Origin of the sequence: Chryseobacterium sp. MYb7, assembly GCF_002979455.1 — a bacterium.
Lineage (GTDB): Bacteria > Bacteroidota > Bacteroidia > Flavobacteriales > Weeksellaceae > Chryseobacterium.
Genome location: NZ_PCOU01000003.1, coordinates 1 through 16907, shown reverse-complemented (window position 1 = coordinate 16907; position 16907 = coordinate 1). Strand labels below are relative to the sequence as shown.

Sequence of the window (16907 nt, the reverse complement as noted above, 5' to 3'; positions counted from 1 at the left end):
AATCATATGAAAACAACAATTGTCGATTTAACAAAACCGATTCAGTATAATGCAGGAGACCCATGGTTCATGCGGGTAAAAATCAAACATAAAGCCCATAGGAAATCACACTGGTTGATTAGGTTGGCATTGAGACTTCCATCAAGACTTTTCCCTAAAAACTGGACAGGCTGGGCAGATGATACCATTAAAAATATGGGACTTCATGCCACTACTCATATTGATGCTCCATGGCATTATGGGCCTGTTGTAGAAGGGAAACCCGCTAAAACGATAGATCAGATTCCGCTGGAGTGGTGCTATGGAGACGGAATTGTAATCGACTGTACTCATAAAGAAGATTTTGTTGCGATTACCGTAGATGATCTGAAAAAAGATTTGGATAAAAACGGAATCACGATAAAGGAAGGAAATATTGTACTGATCAGAACCGATCGTGATAAAATGATGGGAACCCCGGATTTTGTAGAAAAAGGAACAGGAATGAGCAAAGAAGCTACAGAATGGTTGATTGACCAAGGCGTAAAAGTAATGGGAATCGACCAATGGGGCTGGGATCTTCCTCTGAAATATATGGCTCAGAAAGCCAAAGAACTCAATGACCCCGAGTTCTTCTGGGAAGGCCACCGTGTAGGAATCGAAAAAGAATATTTACACATCGAACAGCTTACCAATCTTGGAGCGCTGCCTCCATCCGGATTTAAAATCTGTGTATTTCCCCTTAAAATTGTGGGTGGTTCTGCTGCTCCGGCGAGAGTGGTGGCGATGATGGATGCATAAAAAGAAAAAAATCACCTTTGGCAAAAAATAAAAAGGACGAATTTGAATATTCAAATTCGTCCTTTTACCTATTATTATCTTTGTTTTTTCAGACTAATTTTTCTTCCTGAAAAACAAAGCTCTGTTATACTCAAAATTCATTCTTGCTATATTCAGGACGGAAATTCCCTGAGGACATTCCACTTCACAGGCTTCCGTATTGGAGCAGTGCCCGAATAATTCCGTATCCATTTGGGCAATCATATCCAGCACCCTTTTGCTTCGTTCTTCTTTCCCCTGAGGAAGAAGTGCCATATGGGTAATCTTTGCAGAGGTAAACAAGGCTGCACTTCCGTTTTTACAGGTGGCAACACAAGCTCCACATCCAATACATGCGGCAGAATCAAAAGCTTCCTCAGCGGTTTGGTGAGTCACCGGAATAGAAGTCGCATCAGGTGCCTGACCTGTATTGACAGACACAAAACCTCCTGAAGATATAATTCTGTCAAAAGCAGAACGGTCTACTTTTAAATCTTTTTTCACCGGAAAAGCTTCGGAACGGAATGGTTCTATCAAAATGGTTTCTCCATCCTTAAAAGACCGTAAATGAAGTTGGCAGGTAGTTGTATTTTTCAAAGGACCATGGGCAATACCGTTAATCATCATCCCACATTGTCCGCAGATCCCTTCACGGCAGTCGTGATCAAATTCTACAGGTTCATCCCCTTCAATGATCAGTTTTTCGTTTAAGGTATCCAGCATTTCTAAGAAAGACATATGGGAATTCAATCCTTTTAGGTCATAACCGACCAGTTTTCCTTCACTTTTTCTGTCTTTCTGTCTCCATATCTTAAGATGTAAATCCATAATTTTTGTTTTTTATTTGTAACTTCTTACCGTTGGCTGAATCTCTTCAAAGATCAAAGGTTCCCTGATCAGCTCAGGTTCGGCATTTTCACCTGCCCATGCCCATGCCGATATAAATTGGTATTCAGCATCATTTCTCATGGCTTCTCCGTCCGGAGTCTGAAATTCTTCTCTGAAATGAGCTCCACAGGATTCGTTACGGGTTAAGGCATCATAGCACATTAGTTCTCCGATTTCAAAATAATCGGCTACACGACCTGCTTTTTCCAGTTCCGTATTCATTTTATCTCCCTGTCCGGAAACTCTTAAGTCTTTGTAGAATTCCTGTTTCAGTTTTCGGATTTCCTGAATAGCGTATTTCAGTCCTTCTTCATTTCTGGCCAGTCCGCAATAATCATACAGGAGTTTTCCTAATGTTTTGTGGAAATAATCAACGGTTTTAGTTCCTTTGATATTGATAAAATCGTTGATCTGTTTTTTAACTGCATTTTCAGCCTGTTCAAATTCAGGAGTATCCGGTGAAATTTTTCCGGTATGGATTTCATCCGCCAGATAATTGGCGATCGTGTAAGGAGCAATGAAATATCCGTCTACTGAGGCCTGTAGAAGCGAGTTAGCTCCTAGTCTGTTCGCTCCGTGATCTGCAAAATTAGCTTCACCTAAAGCAAATAATCCCGGAACAGTAGTCATCAGCTCATAATCTACCCAAAGCCCCCCCATTGAGAAGTGTGCAGAAGGGGAGATCATCATAGGCTCTTTATACGCATCGTATCCTGTTATTTTAAGATACATGTCAAATAAATTCCCATATTTTTCCTGAATCTTACCTTTTCCCTGTTCCTGTATCGCTTTTGAAAAATCAAGATAAACTGCATTTTTCAACGGTCCGATCCCGAAACCGGCATCAATTCTTTCTTTGGCGGCACGTGAAGAAATATCCCTTGGAGCAAGATTTCCGAATGCAGGATATCTTCTTTCCAGATAATAGTCCCTTTCATTTTCAGGAATATCATTAGGAGGTCTTTTTTCTCCTTCTTTTAACGGAACCCAGATTCGGCCGTCATTACGTAATGATTCAGACATTAAAGTCAGTTTCGACTGATAATCTCCGGATTGCGGAAGGGAAGTAGGGTGCACCTGAATCCAGCTTGGGGAAGCCATTAAAGCTCCTTTTTTATGAGCCCTCCAGATTGCAGAACCATTACATCCCATGGCAAGGGTGGACAGGTAATAGATTTTTCCGTAACCTCCCGTTGCCAATATTACAGCGTGTGCTGCATGTCTTTCAATGTCTCCTGTGTCTAAATTCCTTACGATAATTCCTCTGGCTTTTCCTTCAACGGTTACGAGATCCAGCATTTCGTGTCTTGAAAACAATTGTACAGAGCCTTTTCCAGCCTGTCTCATCAAAGCCTGATAAGCGCCCAGAAGAAGCTGCTGTCCCGTTTGTCCTCTTGCATAGAACGTACGGCTTACCTGAACTCCTCCGAAGGATCGGTTGTTCAGATAGCCACCATATTCACGTCCAAAAGGGACACCTTGCGCTACAGCCTGATCGATAAGGTTCAGAGAACATTCTGCCATTCGATATACATTGGCTTCACGGGCTCTGAAGTCTCCTCCTTTCAAGGTATCTACAAACATTCTGTAGACACTGTCGCCATCATTTTTATAGTTTTTTGCAGCATTCACACCTCCCTGCGCTGCCACAGAGTGGGCTCTTCTCGGGCTGTCCTGAAAACAGAATGATTTCACATTATATCCCATTTCTCCCAGAGAAGCTGCAATTGAACTTCCCGCTAATCCTGTTCCTACAACAATTACATCCAGCTTTTTACGGTTAGCAGGGTTTACGAGTCTTGCTTTCTTTTTATAATTTTCCCATTTATGTTCCAATGGGCCCTGTGGTATTTTTGAATCTAAAATCATGATCGTTCTGTTTATTGATAAGTAAAAAATACATAGATGGGCATCAATGCAAAACCTACACAGATAATGATTGAATAAGCAATCCCAACAGTCTTAAACCATTTTACAAACTTAGGATGATACAATCCCAGGGTTCTTACGGCACTGTGTATCCCATGAATAAGGTGATAACACAGAGCGATCATTGATAACACGTAAATGATAACATACCACCATTCTTTAAAGACATTGACGACCAGAATGTAGAGATCTTTATTTCCGTTTTCATCCAAAGGAGGAGTTCCGAATTTGTAGATATACCAGAAGTTCTGGAAATGGATCACCAGGAAAATAAGGATTAATGTTCCGAGGATTCCCATATTTCGGGAAGCCCATTTACTGGCTCTTCCACGTCTGTCGGTCTTATAATCTCCGCCAGACTTTCTGTTTTTTAACGTGATAATTAATCCGTCTACTGCATGCAGAATAATGCTGGCATACAAAACGTAGGAAACTATTTTGATAATGATATTTCCTGATAAAAAATGCGAATACGCATTAAATTGTAAGTGTGCCTGTTCCTGCGGAAGGAAAAGCTGAAGATTTCCAAGGAAATGAATCAACAGGAAGAATCCCAAAAAGAGTCCGGTAAGGCACATCAGCATTTTTCTTGACAATGTTGATAACATATTTTTGATTTTATGATTAATAATATCCTAAGACTTTCATCCACAATCCTCCTACAACCATGTAAATGATTAACAGAACGATTCCTATTTCAAGACCTCTTACCCACCAGGCTTTCAGATCTACATATCCACTTCCGAAGAATACAGGAGCCGGGCCGTGTCCGTAATGCGTAAGTACTCCATAAATGGAACCCATGAAGCCAAGCATCATCGCCAATAACATAGGTGGAATTCCTAAAGAAACCCCTACACCCAGCAATGCTGCATACATGGCAGCAACGTGAGCCGTAGCACTGGCAAAAATATAGTGACTGAAGAAATAAACCAGAATAATAACAGGGAAGGCTACCTGCCAGCTCAAGCCTCCAATTTGCACCTTAATAAGGTCACTGAACCAGCCAATGAATCCCAATTCATTTAAAGAACTTGCCATCATTACCAATACGGCGAACCAAACGATAGTATCCCATGCTCCTTTTTCACCTTTTACATCTTCCCAGGTTAATACTGAAGTTAACAGCAATAAGGTTAATCCGATAAATGCTGTCGTAGTGGCATCAATGGAAAGTGCTCCACCAAATATCCAAAGGGCTAGAAGAATAAAAAATGCCAGCAGCATCAGCCATTCGTTTCTGGAAATAGGGCCCATTTCTTTTAATTTCTGAGCGGCCATTTTTGGAGCATCACCTGTTTTTTTCAATTCAGGCGGATATAATTTGTACAATACCAAAGGAACGACAAAGAAGGCTACCGCACCGGGAACAAAACCTGCTGCAGCCCATGACATCCATGTAATATCAATACCAAGGTTAGCTGCAAATTTCTGACACATCGGGTTACTTGCAGTTCCGGTAAGGAACATTGAAGAAGCGATGAGGTTCATGTAGTAGCTGTTCAAGGTTAAGAATGATCCTAGTTTTCTATGAGTTTCCGGTTTTTCCGGAACGGAATCAAAACTTATGGCCATAGATTTCATGATCGGGTAAATAATTCCACCTCCTCTTGCGGTATTACTTGGAATAGCAGGTGCCAGACAAACATCGGCCAATCCTAATCCATAAGCCAATCCTAATGAGCTTTTTCCAAAAACTCTGATGAATAAAAAGGCAATACGGTTTCCCAATCCTGTTTTGATAAATCCTCTGGCAATAAAGAATGAAATCCCGATTAACCAGATTACTTTGTCTCCAAAACCGGAAAGGGCTTTAGTGATAGATTTTCCTGCGTCTCCCGGAGCAACGACCTGTGTAAGAGCTGTAAAACCAATGGCCATCATACACATGGTACCCATGGGAGCCGCTTTAAGAATGATTCCTAAAATGGTGGCTGCAAAGATGGCAAACAGATGCCAGGCATTCTCTGCAACACCTTTAGGGGCAGGAATGAACCATATGATCAACGCAACAACAAATGTGATTACTACGTTTTTGATATTAATTTCTTTCATGATACTAACTATTTAAGCGTTTAGAATCTACTTTGTACCTGTACAATGAATAGATTATTATTGTATTGTGATGTGTTTTCTACCTGATATTTGTAGCGGTCAAACTGTACACCCAGCTGAATTCTAGCTCCATAATTTTTCAGGAATTCCAATCCGAACATGGGGGTAATCGTTTGTCTTGGGTTGGAAGCCATTCTGAAATTAGTGTCAAGATATTCGTAACGGCAAGACAATTCGAAGGCACTTAGATTTTTATGATTGATCTCATATCTTAAATTCGGAAGGAAATAAGCACCGCGGATCAGGTATTGATCAGGATTATCAGGTCTTAATTCAGGAGCAATAGAATTGTAGAGAACGTGGTTGGTTGCCTGTTTAGCTTCCAGCTGCATGTCAAGACTCCATTTCGGATTAAATTCGATCAGTGAACTCAAATCTACTCCCAAAGCGTATACTTTTTTGCTGAAAACCTCTCCTGTACCTCCATTCAGACCTACATTAAAGTGATATTTTTTTGATAATCCAAAAACAAGACGGGTAGAATATTGTTTTCCGTTATCGTTGTCATTGATTTGATTCTTTCCGTTCCCATTAACTATAGAAACTGCATATTGAAAAGGTATTTCTCCCAACTGAAGCTGTCCTGTGGCAGACATCCCGATCTGGAAGCTTGTCCAGCCCAGTTTTCCGAATTCTGTGTATTGATTGGACCAGTCTAAAGATTTAATAATGTCAATTGGATAAGTCTCTTCAATACCAAACCAAGGTCTGAATTGTCCTACGGTAATCGCTAATTTAGGATTGAAGGTGTACTTCAGATAAGCATTTTCAAGAACTCTGCTTTTGGGATCATTTTTAAAATCAGCAAGGTTGGCCAAAACAACTACTTCCGTACGTTTGCTGATCTGTGCCCGAACCTGAACCCTCATGTATTTGAGCATGAAATTGTTATCAGTTCCGGAACCATCGGTATGATGAAGTCCGTTTACATCAACATCTTTACTCATCCCTACCAGATAACGCGCCTGAAAGAGGCCTTTGATCTGCAGCTGCGGATATTTTACATTGTCTTCTTCCTGTGGAGGAGGTGTGGTCTTCAGAGAATCCTGATTTTGCGCATAAGCAGATAACCCGCAGGCCAGCATGCATACGATCAGGCTTTTCTTTTTAGTCGAAAAAAAGGCCATATCTTTTTTGTTTTTTTATTGTGGAACTTTATTTACCCCATATTTCTTACTGTAAATGAACCTGATGACAGTTGTTTGAAATCATCATTTGGCATACTTAGATCCTTTCCTCTGCTGAAGACAGAATGTTTTACTTAGTGTAAGGATTTTTGTGGTGAAATATCTATTTTAATCCTAAGAATGTGAATGGGGCAGATTCTTTAAAATTCGCATTGGATTTACCGTTGTAGGTATTATTGTTACTCAAATCCAGTTTCATCACCTTTCCTTTAGGGCTCAAATCAAAATCTTTAAGGTCTACCCAAAAGGTGTTTGGAGTAAAAACCGTTTCAAAATAATACACCAGGTTTTTCTGATCCGAAACAGAGCGCCATCTTGTTGATGAAATATTCGGTTCCGTTGCAGAAGTGATTCCGTAAGGAACAGAGCAGTTTCTGATCACGCTGAAAACACTGGCTATTGCTGTGCGGGTATCTGCAGTCTGTGGAATTGCATTGATGTAATAAGAAGCTCTTACGAAACGGTCTGCAGCACGGTTGGTTCCCGGAAGCATGACAGTTCCCGGAATCCCTTTCCAGTAATTGTTAAGGGCCAGCTGTTCTTCAAAAACCGGAGAGTTGGTCATTACCGTATAAGAAGGATCATGATGAATAACCAGTTTTCCGTCAATATATTCAAATACTGCGTTGTCTCCTGAAGCATCAGAAATGGAAAGATGCACGGTTGTAAATCTTTCTGTTCCCGGAATATAATCACTTACAATAACAAACGGTTCTTTTCGTGAAAATTCTACCGCTTCTTTTACCGTAGCAAAATTATCAAGATAATATTGTGCCCATAATGAAATGGCAATTCCTTTTTTACTTCCTTTTCCATCAAATTTCGGGTATTGGGATTCTCCTAACCAAAGTAAGTTGGCAACCAATCCCTTCTCATTCATCCCATCTGCAGAAGCTATGTCCCATGAAGAGCTGATAAGACTCCCGTATTTGGCGGTCCACTTTACAGATTTAGAGCCTACCTGTCCGTTGCGGTCTATTCCTTTTGGTAGAACCCATAAGTTGGCGGGAATTTCATCACGCCAATCCATAGATCGTGCTGTGATAACGGTATTCTGGGGACCTTTGTAGACGACCCTTGTGCAGGCTTCTGATGGATTCCATAATCCTATAGAGAGGACCAGAGAAAATAAAATTAATGGGAACTTTTTCATAATAGTATTATTTGAATTTAAATTTTATATTGAATTTATTGTGAATAATTCAATGTATTTTGATCATATTCATTATTTGGTGATATAAATTTAACAAAATTTGTTTAAATAAAACAATTATTAAGGTTAATAATATGCAATCCATGCTATGAATCATGGTTAAAGATTGAACGGTTTGATTATTAGATTTTTTTTTGTATATTTTAGAGATATGGCATTAAAAAAGGTGAAAAATGAAGAATATTTTAATGTGCTTTTAATACTTTTTTTCCTTGAAAATCTCCGATGAATGCTTGAAAGTGTGAACTTTAAAATCAGATACCACAAAAGTGAAAATTGTTTAAAAAATCATTATATTTGATTAATAGACTGAAGAGATATATGAATTTTGTAGAATGTCATGAAGAACCTATCCATATTCCGGGTTCTATACAAAGTTTTGGTTACTTGATTGGCATTGATGCGGATTCCCGTACCATCACTTTTTTTAGCAGGAATATCTCGGATATATTTACAATCGAAAGTCCGGAAAAACTTTTCGACAGGAAGCTTACAGACTTTCCGGAAAGTTTTCAGAGTATTATCAATTCGGAAATATATACATCACTGGAAAGATTTACCAGACGTAAAAACGAAACCTATTTTGACAAGATTTTCATCGGCGAAAAAGAATATCACTTTTCTGTTTTCAGAAGTGAAGTCCATATCTTCCTGGAATTTGAAGAAGTACTGATCAATCCTGACAAACGGATTTCCAATAAATACGATAATTTTTATATCATTGACAATGAAAAAGAACTCTGGAATCATCTTCTGGAAACCTTGACGAAGGTAGTGAACTATGACCGCATGATGGTTTATAAATTCATGATGGACGGTTCCGGGAAAGTAATTGCGGAAAGGAAAAATGAAAACATGGAAAGCTTTCTTGGTCTTCATTATCCGGAATCTGATATTCCGAAACAGGCACGCGATCTTTATCTGAAGAAGAGAAAAAGAATTTTCAGCAATGTGTTTGCCGATACTGTTCCCATTTTAAGCAAAAGCCCTGAAAGTATTGACCTTACTTTTTCAGCATCAAGAGGAATGTCGCCTATTCATGGGCAGTATCTTAAAAATTCAGGAGCCGCTTCCAGCTTCAGTGTTTCCATTATTATAGATAATCATCTTTGGGGACTGGTTACCTGCCAGAATATAGAGCCAAAGCATATTGACCTTGAGGACAGGGTGCAGGCTGGAATTTTCACAACATTGGCAGCTAATGCCTATTCTTCTTTTAAATCCAAACGGGAGCTGAATTACCGCCTGGAACTTAATGAAAAAATTGCTGAACTAAAAACGAAATTTTTAAAACATAACCATCTGCTTGATTCTCTTATTGAAAGTAAAACAGAGATACAAAACTTACCGGAGGCAGATGGATTGGCCATTATTTCGGATGACAGCATTATCACATCCGGTAGTACGCCGGACATTGAAAGCATTGCAAAAATTATACAATGGGGATTGGGACATACCAATGACCGTATTTATGCAAGCAGAAGCTTCCTTAAAGACTACGGTGAAGAACTGAAGCTGTCTACAAATGCTGCAGGAGTGATTATCTATTTTATCGAAAGAGATAAAAACGAGATGCTGATCTGGTTCCGAAAGGAGTTTGATGAGCATATCGACTGGGCGGGAAATCCTGAAAAAAGAGTAGTTGTTTTTTCTCAAAACGGAGAAGAAAAGCAGATCATATCACCCAGAACTTCTTTCCAGATTTTTACAGAAAACATTAAAGGGTATTCCACAAGATGGAACTCCCGAAATATAAGTGCAGTGCATGCTGTACGGGATTTAATTTTAGAAACATCCCACAAAAACTATAATGCTATCAAAAGCCTGAATGATGAGCTTAAAAAAGTGAATGAAGAGCTTGACAGTTTTTCTTATACTATTTCTCATGATTTAGGAACTCCACTGACAGTAATGAAACTGAATGCCCAGATGCTTCTGGGAAATCTTGCCGGAGATACTGAAAAAAGCAAAACAAAGATTAATACGATTATCGAGGAGATTGATAGTATGGCTGAAATGATGCAGGATGTATTACAGCTCAGCCGTGCCAAGCACAGTGAAGTTCAGCTTGAAAGTCTGAAAACAGCTTCTACGATCTATAAAATTTCAGAAAATGCCAAGATGACGTACGGAAGCCCGACCAGTGAGGTTATTATTAAAGAATGTCCTGATGTTTTAGGAGATAAAACGATGCTTCACCAGGTATTTCTGAATATTATCAATAATGCCGTAAAATATTCTTCTCACAAAGAGAATCCAAAAGTGGAAATAGAAGGAACGGAAGATGGGGAGGTTATTATTTACAGAATTTCCGATAATGGTATTGGTATTCCAGAAGAGGAAAAGCATAAGATGTTTAAGATCTTCAACAGAATGGATAATGCCAAGAAATTTAAAGGAAACGGGATCGGATTGTCTATTGTGCACCGTATTATGAAAAGAATTGGTGGAAATGTGGATTTTGAAAGCAATGGAGAGGGTACTTCTTTTATTTTAACGTTCAAAAAGCCCTATATTTGAGAAACTTTTATAACGTTATTTATGGTATCAGAATATCTTAAACAGAATACAGCAGATTATCACGATGCGGCAGAGAAACTTTTTAATTCTGAAAAGATTTTTAATAAAACCTTCACCCTGGAGGATTATAAAAAAATTATCCATACCAATTATCTGATGCTTCTGCACAGTGAAGATAAAATCTTCAGCAGTCTTTCTGATAAGTATGCAGAAAAACTTCAGCTGGATGCGAGAAAAAAGCTTTCCCTTATCGAAAAAGATCTGAAAAGCCTTTCTCTGAATAATCAGGAAGCTTCTCATCCTCTTGAATTCAATAATGAACATGAAGCGCTTGGAGCGATGTATGTGATTGAAGGTTCTACGCTTGGAGGAAATGTTATTGCCAAGCAGCTATCTAAAACGGAAGGTTTTGATGAGGTTACCTTCAACTTTTTCGGATGTTACCAGGAAAATACAGGACCTATGTGGAAGAATTTCAAGGAAGTTCTGGATACAGAAGTTGCTGAAGAAAACTATAATGAAGTGCTTTCCGGCGCTAAAAAATTATATACGTTTTTACTGAATGTCAACTAATTTATTTTAATTCTAATTAAATTCCTGAAAAATTGCTCAATTTTTCAGGAATTGTTAAATTTGGGGAGTTTCAAATTTAAACTTAACTAACAAAAAATAATTTTTAAAAAGTAACAATATGAAAGTAACTGTAGTAGGTGCAGGCGCTGTAGGAGCAAGCTGTGCAGAATACATCGCAATGAAGAACTTCTGTTCAGAAGTAGTTTTGGTAGACATTAAAGAAGGGTTTGCTGAAGGGAAAGCAATGGATTTGATGCAGACAGCATCTCTTAACGGATTTGATACAAAAATTACGGGTACAACAGGAGATTACAGCAAAACTGCAGGTTCTCATGTAGCAGTAATCACTTCAGGGATTCCAAGAAAACCTGGAATGACAAGAGAAGAATTGATCGGTATCAATGCTGGTATCGTGAAAGAAGTTACTGAAAACTTAGTAAAACATTCTCCGGAAGTAATCATTATCGTGGTTTCTAACCCAATGGATACAATGGCTTATCTTGTTCACAAAACTTCAGGTCTTCCTAAGCACAAAATCATCGGAATGGGTGGTGCATTAGACTCTGCAAGATTCAAATACAGATTGGCTGAAGCTTTAGAAGCTCCAATTTCTGATGTAGACGGAATGGTAATCGCTGCTCACAGTGATACGGGTATGCTTCCATTATTAAGCAAAGCGACAAGAAACGGTGTTCCTGTAACTGAGTTCTTAAGTGATGACCAGCAAAAATATGTAATCGAAGAAACTAAAGTAGGAGGAGCTACTCTTACCAAATTATTAGGAACTTCTGCTTGGTATGCTCCAGGTGCAGCAGTTTCTGTAATGGTTCAGGCAATTGCATGTGACCAGAAGAAAATGATCCCTTGTTCTTTAATGCTTGAAGGAGAGTACGGACAAAACGATATCTGCTTAGGAGTTCCTGCTATCATTGGGGCAAACGGAGTAGAATCAATCGTAAATGTAACATTGACTGCTGAAGAGCAATTGAAATTCGCTGAAGCTGCCAATGCAGTAAGAGAGGTGAATGGAGATCTGAAATTTTAATAATTACCCGCTTTAAGCAGGAATTAAAATAGATAAAACCCCGGCTGTTTCAATTTGAAACAGCCGGGGTTGTTTTTTGGAGAATCTTTAACTTTAAATTAAACCATTAAGAAAAATCAAATGATTTTTTAAGTTTTGGGTAAAGTTTTCAATACCAAATCACTTCGTTGTATTCACAAAACTATTTACAGCATTCACAAATTCTTTATTTTTCTCATAATACAAAAGATGTCCGCCATCAATAACAACTACTTTCTGATTGGGAAACCGGAAAGTCTTATAATGTTGAGTTCCGACTGCTTTATCTTTTTTTCCTGTTATAACAAGTACAGGAACTTTGATATCTTTTGTAATAGGAGCATAATCGGTGTAATATTCCGGGAAATCTTTAGGTTTTGAAATAACAGCCATTCCGAAGTCGATAATGCGGGGATGGAGAGAATCAATTTTATCGGATTCTTTTATGGTTTCAATATCTTCGGTCAGGAATTTATATCCGATTCTTTTTTTTCTTAATGCACTGCTGATTTTTGAGAGTTCTGAAGAAAGACTGTCTTTAGGAACAGCTCTGTTTTTTGCTTGTAAGAGACTGTTTCCATATTCAATCTGTTCTTTTACAGATTCATCATTCAGAAAATGGAGCGTGACATTGGCAAGAATGAGTCCTTTAGTATACTGGGGATATTTTTTTGCATAACTAACAGCTATAATTCCGCCAAAAGAATGGGCCAGTAGGAAGATCTTTTTCAATTTAAGATGCTGTCTCAGTTCTTCAATATCCTGAATCATTTTGTCAAGGTGATAATTTTCAGAAGTGCCGGATTTGCCTGAGCCCCGCTGATCCATATAAATCATCTGCATATTTTTTTCCAGATTGTTTCCACCCATCAATTCAAAAGATGGATATCCCTGCCCAGGACCTCCGGGAATATAAAGGCAGGCTTCTCCTTTTCCGGAGACTTTATATTTGATCTTTACATGATCTGAGGTTTCATAAAAACTTTCAGATGTGTGATTCTGAGCTGAAACGACAGTCAGGGAAACGAAAAAAAAGAGTAGGAGAGCAATTGTTTTCATATTATTATAACAATTGTAAAAGGTTGTTTATTACTAGAATAACAAATTATTGCCCTATTAAAACTTATTCTTTTTTTGAGAACATATTCTCATTAGCTTCAGTTTCAATATATCCGATAATTTTATTCCAATCTTGGCTTAAGAAAAACATTCCGTAATATTCTTGTCCAAGTACAGTTATAAATCTTAGCTTATTCCCAGAATAATTTTTCAGATTGGAAACCAAAGTTTCCATCTGTTGTGATAATTCAAAGTTTCCATTTTTATGAGCACTATATTTTCTGATGGTGTATACGCCAATCATATTTTCTCTCTCAAAATTATTACTGTTGCTTATCTTAATTTTATATTCTGTGATATCATTAAGAAATTTTCTTTCTTTTTTAATTAAATTAAAAGCTTCTTCAATAGTTAACATGTGTATATTTTATTTCATAGATCCCGGAAGAATTCTAACTTCATACGGAATATTCTGTTTTCCCCAACTGCAGAGCTCGTGCATTACTTTTGTTAATTCCGATCCGCTGGGGGTAATATGATATTCAACTTTTAAAGGAATCTCATTGAAGATTTTCTTGGTGATCAGGTTTGATTTAACCAATTCATTAAGCACAGAAGATAATACATTGTCTGAAATTCCTGTCAATGTTTCCTTCAATTGGGAAAATCGGGAGACATCATGGGTAATCAATAATAAAACTTCTGCTACCCATCGTTTACCAATAATCTTCAGTACTTTATTCAGGGTACATCTGTCATCCAGATAATGTTCATTGATGGTATTGGTAGAACTCAGCTTCTTTTTACTCATACTCACTTATTCATTAGTAGCTCACAATGGGCAGTAGGTTACTCTCCGTGATTTTTTCAACATACATTTGTCTCATAAAATTACGGTTTTTGGTTTAACAATTTTAAAATAAGTAAGATGAAAGCATATCAGGTAAGCAAAGAGTACAGCATATCTTCTCTTGAGCTGGTGGAAAAACCCTATCCAAAGCTTTTACCGAATGAAGTATTAGTGAAAATGACAGCCAATTCTCTTAACTACAGAGATCTGATGGTGGTAACAGGTTATTCTTCGTGGAAACCTCCGGTAGGAAGGGTACCGGTTTCTGATGGAGTGGGCATCATTGTTGAGAAGGGGAGTGCAGTCACAAGCTTGTCAGTAAATGACCGTGTTGCCGGATTATTCTTACCCAAATGGATAGATGGAAAGCTGACTGATGAAAAGCTGGGAGGCTCTCTTGGTGGTGCCAAAACAAACGGACTGCTGCAGGAGTATGCTGTATTTGATCATAATGAAGTTATTAAAGTTCCTGATTTTTTAAGTGACGAAGAAGCTGCAACGTTACCCTGTGCGGGACTGACAGCCTGGCACGGCGTGATTGAAAAAGGAGATATTCAACCGGGGAGTATGGTTCTTATCCAGGGAACAGGCGGTGTTTCTCTGTTTTCTGCTCAATTTGCTTTGATGGCTGGTGCTGAAGTGATCTTATTATCAAGCAGTGATGAGAAACTGGCTTTGGGTAAAAAGATGGGAATTAATCACCTTATTAATTATCGTCAAATTCCTCAGTGGGAAAAAGATGTTATGAATATCACCAGTGGAAGAGGAGTGGATCATATTGTGGAAGTGGTAGGAGGTAGTCATATCAACAGATCCATGAATACAATTGCTATCGATGGTACCATCGCCGTTATTGGTCTGATGGGTGGATTAAGCGCTGAACTGGATACCGTGAAAATTATGTCCAGACAAATCAGACTGCAGGGAATAGAAGTGGGGTCTAAAGAAATGTTTACCCATATGAATGAAGCTTTGGCAGCACATCAGATACATCCGATCATTGATCATGTATATCCATTTGAAGATGCAAAATCTGCTTTCTCTCATCTGGAAAAGGGTGCAATAGGAAAAATTGTTATAAAGTATTAGGTTTTACTTCGAAAAGGACTTTTTTATATCAACAAAAAAATCACTGCTTTTACAGTGATTTTTTATTTTTATTTAGGAATATGAGTTGGGCTCATTTCAGCTTTTCAAAGTTCTGCAATCTTTTCAAACAGCTTAGGATAAGTTGTTACTAATCCTGTTTCATCAATTGAAATCTCAGCTTTAAAATCATTTTCTATATTTTCATAGAGATATTGATTAACAGCTGTCCGCGTATATTGCTGTTGGACAGGTCTGGTATGATGGTTTAAGACATCAATATAGATAACATCAATTTTCTGAGAACTGTTTTCTGAAAGTTTTAAATTGTTGATCGGTAAAGTGTTGGTAAATGGTGTCAGAGAAATATCTATGAATTTAAAATTATTAAATTCAGGATTTATAACATTATTAATTTTCCATTGATCCCGGATTCTTTTTCCAGTAAATGTTCTTTTGACTTTATTGATCTCTGATTCAATCAAAAACTCCTGAACGATCCACTCTTTATCAACATGTATACTGTAGTCCACAGCATACATGTTGTCTTTATAGCAGCCAATAATTCTTGATTCTGCAATATATTTTTCCTCTTTTTTATTTAGATTAAAATATTCAAGGGATTGGTAGTGAATTCCCCGCCAGATCAATGTTTTCATAATGATGTTCTTGATGTAGTATTATTCTGAGATGCAAGTTAATGAATGCTGGGAATGATTACAAAAAAAGAACACTGCTACCGCACAAATCCTTTCGTGTGATGAAAAAACTATAAACTAATATATTTAATTGGATTCTTAAAAACTTTTATTTTACATTTCTAATAATAACTCTTTGTGTATTTAGCCAGCCACAAGATAATCTGTATAGTACCACACGATACAATCGTGCGGGAGCGGGGATATTTTACCGGACATTTTTTAACCTTTACTTTACAGAATGTATTATCTTTGAATCTTCACAAATTGATTAAGAATGGACTACAAAATATATCAGGGAAGAAATGTAAAACGTTTTAGAGAAATGCTGGGAATAAAGCAGGAGGCATTGGCTCTTGATTTAGGCGATGACTGGAACCAAAAGAAGATTTCTTTACTTGAACAAAAAGAAACCATCGAAAACCAACTGCTGGAAAAAATATCCGAAGTACTGAAAATTCCTGTAGAAGCTTTTCAAAATTTTGATGAGGAACAGGCTGTGAATATTATTTCTAATACGTTTAATATTGAGAAAGATGCTTACATAGGTAATTCTAAACCTACATTCAATATCAATCCTATTGAAGAAATCAAAAAACTTCACGAAGAAAAAATTGCTCTTTACGAGCGAATGTTGAAAGAAAAGGATGAAATGATGGGCAGACTGGAAAAGTTGCTTGAAAAGTAAGAGATAAAAGATAAAAACCACTGCTGGAGCAGTGGTTTTGTTTTGTTTGTGGACACGAGCGAGACGCTCGCGCCAGCATGGGGGCGCTGATGTAAACAAAATAAAACAGGTAATCGTTTAGATTACCTGTTTTTTATTTTATTACTTGATCATTTTTAATATTGAACCTGTTTAAACTTTTTAGAGAAAGAGTTTCCAGAAAATTAGCAATTTAGAGTTGCAAAAAAAAGAACTAAAATC

16 protein-coding genes are annotated in these 16907 nt (G+C 37.7%); 6 read left to right on the top strand and 10 right to left on the bottom strand.

Features of this window, described 5'->3' with window-relative positions:
- The first annotated feature begins 6 nt into the window (after positions 1–6).
- Positions 7–780, top strand: a complete 774-nt coding sequence (locus CQ046_RS03535; protein WP_105700950.1) for a cyclase family protein — start codon at positions 7–9, stop codon at positions 778–780.
- A gap of 93 nt (positions 781–873) precedes the next feature.
- Here the strand turns inward: CQ046_RS03535 and CQ046_RS03530 are convergent, their stop codons facing one another.
- The 6 genes from CQ046_RS03530 to CQ046_RS03505 all read right to left on the bottom strand — a co-directional run bounded on the left by CQ046_RS03530 (position 874) and on the right by CQ046_RS03505 (position 8070).
- A complete protein-coding gene (locus CQ046_RS03530; RefSeq protein ID WP_105700949.1) occupies positions 874–1626 on the bottom strand; it encodes a succinate dehydrogenase/fumarate reductase iron-sulfur subunit in 753 nt (250 codons plus the stop codon).
- Between the two features lie 12 nt (positions 1627–1638).
- A complete protein-coding gene (locus tag CQ046_RS03525; RefSeq protein WP_105700948.1) occupies positions 1639–3555 on the bottom strand; it encodes a fumarate reductase/succinate dehydrogenase flavoprotein subunit in 1917 nt (638 codons plus the stop codon).
- An 11-nt stretch (positions 3556–3566) separates the two neighbouring features.
- The gene (locus CQ046_RS03520) at positions 3567–4223 is read right to left on the bottom strand and encodes a succinate dehydrogenase cytochrome b subunit (protein WP_105700947.1); all 657 of its coding nucleotides are present in this window, start codon (positions 4221–4223) and stop codon (positions 3567–3569) included.
- Between the two features lie 16 nt (positions 4224–4239).
- Positions 4240–5670 (bottom strand): anion permease, encoded by a 1431-nt coding sequence (locus CQ046_RS03515; RefSeq protein WP_105700946.1) that lies wholly within the window; start codon positions 5668–5670, stop codon positions 4240–4242.
- 20 nt (positions 5671–5690) lie between these two features.
- Positions 5691–6857, bottom strand: coding sequence for a porin (locus CQ046_RS03510; RefSeq protein ID WP_105700945.1), 1167 nt, complete (start codon positions 6855–6857; stop codon positions 5691–5693).
- 163 nt (positions 6858–7020) lie between these two features.
- Positions 7021–8070 carry a linear amide C-N hydrolase gene (locus CQ046_RS03505; protein ID WP_105700944.1) on the bottom strand — a complete coding sequence of 350 codons (1050 nt, stop codon included), beginning with the start codon at positions 8068–8070 and terminating at the stop codon, positions 7021–7023.
- Between the two features lie 381 nt (positions 8071–8451).
- Between CQ046_RS03505 and CQ046_RS03500 the strand changes: the two genes are divergently transcribed.
- From CQ046_RS03500 to CQ046_RS03490, 3 genes are all read left to right on the top strand, one after another.
- Positions 8452–10650 (top strand): ATP-binding protein, encoded by a 2199-nt coding sequence (locus CQ046_RS03500; RefSeq protein WP_105700943.1) that lies wholly within the window; start codon positions 8452–8454, stop codon positions 10648–10650.
- A gap of 21 nt (positions 10651–10671) precedes the next feature.
- Entirely contained in the window at positions 10672–11223 is a 552-nt protein-coding gene (locus tag CQ046_RS03495; protein WP_105700942.1) for a biliverdin-producing heme oxygenase, read from the top strand.
- Positions 11224–11341: 118 nt separating this feature from the next.
- Positions 11342–12268 carry a malate dehydrogenase gene (locus CQ046_RS03490; RefSeq protein ID WP_105700941.1) on the top strand — a complete coding sequence of 309 codons (927 nt, stop codon included), beginning with the start codon at positions 11342–11344 and terminating at the stop codon, positions 12266–12268.
- 159 nt (positions 12269–12427) lie between these two features.
- Here the strand turns inward: CQ046_RS03490 and CQ046_RS03485 are convergent, their stop codons facing one another.
- From CQ046_RS03485 to CQ046_RS03475, 3 genes are all read right to left on the bottom strand, one after another.
- A complete protein-coding gene (locus CQ046_RS03485) occupies positions 12428–13345 on the bottom strand; it encodes an alpha/beta fold hydrolase (protein WP_105700940.1) in 918 nt (305 codons plus the stop codon).
- A 64-nt stretch (positions 13346–13409) separates the two neighbouring features.
- Positions 13410–13763: an enoyl-CoA hydratase gene (locus CQ046_RS03480; protein WP_105700939.1), complete on the bottom strand. Its 354-nt coding sequence runs from the start codon at positions 13761–13763 to the stop codon at positions 13410–13412.
- Between the two features lie 9 nt (positions 13764–13772).
- Complete coding sequence (locus CQ046_RS03475; RefSeq protein WP_105700938.1) at positions 13773–14156, bottom strand: winged helix-turn-helix transcriptional regulator; 384 nt, start codon at positions 14154–14156, stop codon at positions 13773–13775.
- A gap of 117 nt (positions 14157–14273) precedes the next feature.
- Between CQ046_RS03475 and CQ046_RS03470 the strand changes: the two genes are divergently transcribed.
- A complete protein-coding gene (locus CQ046_RS03470; protein WP_105700937.1) occupies positions 14274–15284 on the top strand; it encodes a zinc-dependent alcohol dehydrogenase family protein in 1011 nt (336 codons plus the stop codon).
- A gap of 104 nt (positions 15285–15388) precedes the next feature.
- Here the strand turns inward: CQ046_RS03470 and CQ046_RS03465 are convergent, their stop codons facing one another.
- Positions 15389–15940, bottom strand: a complete 552-nt coding sequence (locus CQ046_RS03465; RefSeq protein ID WP_105700936.1) for a putative glycolipid-binding domain-containing protein — start codon at positions 15938–15940, stop codon at positions 15389–15391.
- Positions 15941–16256: 316 nt separating this feature from the next.
- Here CQ046_RS03465 and CQ046_RS03460 point away from each other — a divergent pair, with 316 nt between their 5' ends.
- Positions 16257–16667, top strand: a complete 411-nt coding sequence (locus CQ046_RS03460) for a helix-turn-helix domain-containing protein (protein WP_105700935.1) — start codon at positions 16257–16259, stop codon at positions 16665–16667.
- Positions 16668–16907: the final 240 nt, after the last annotated feature.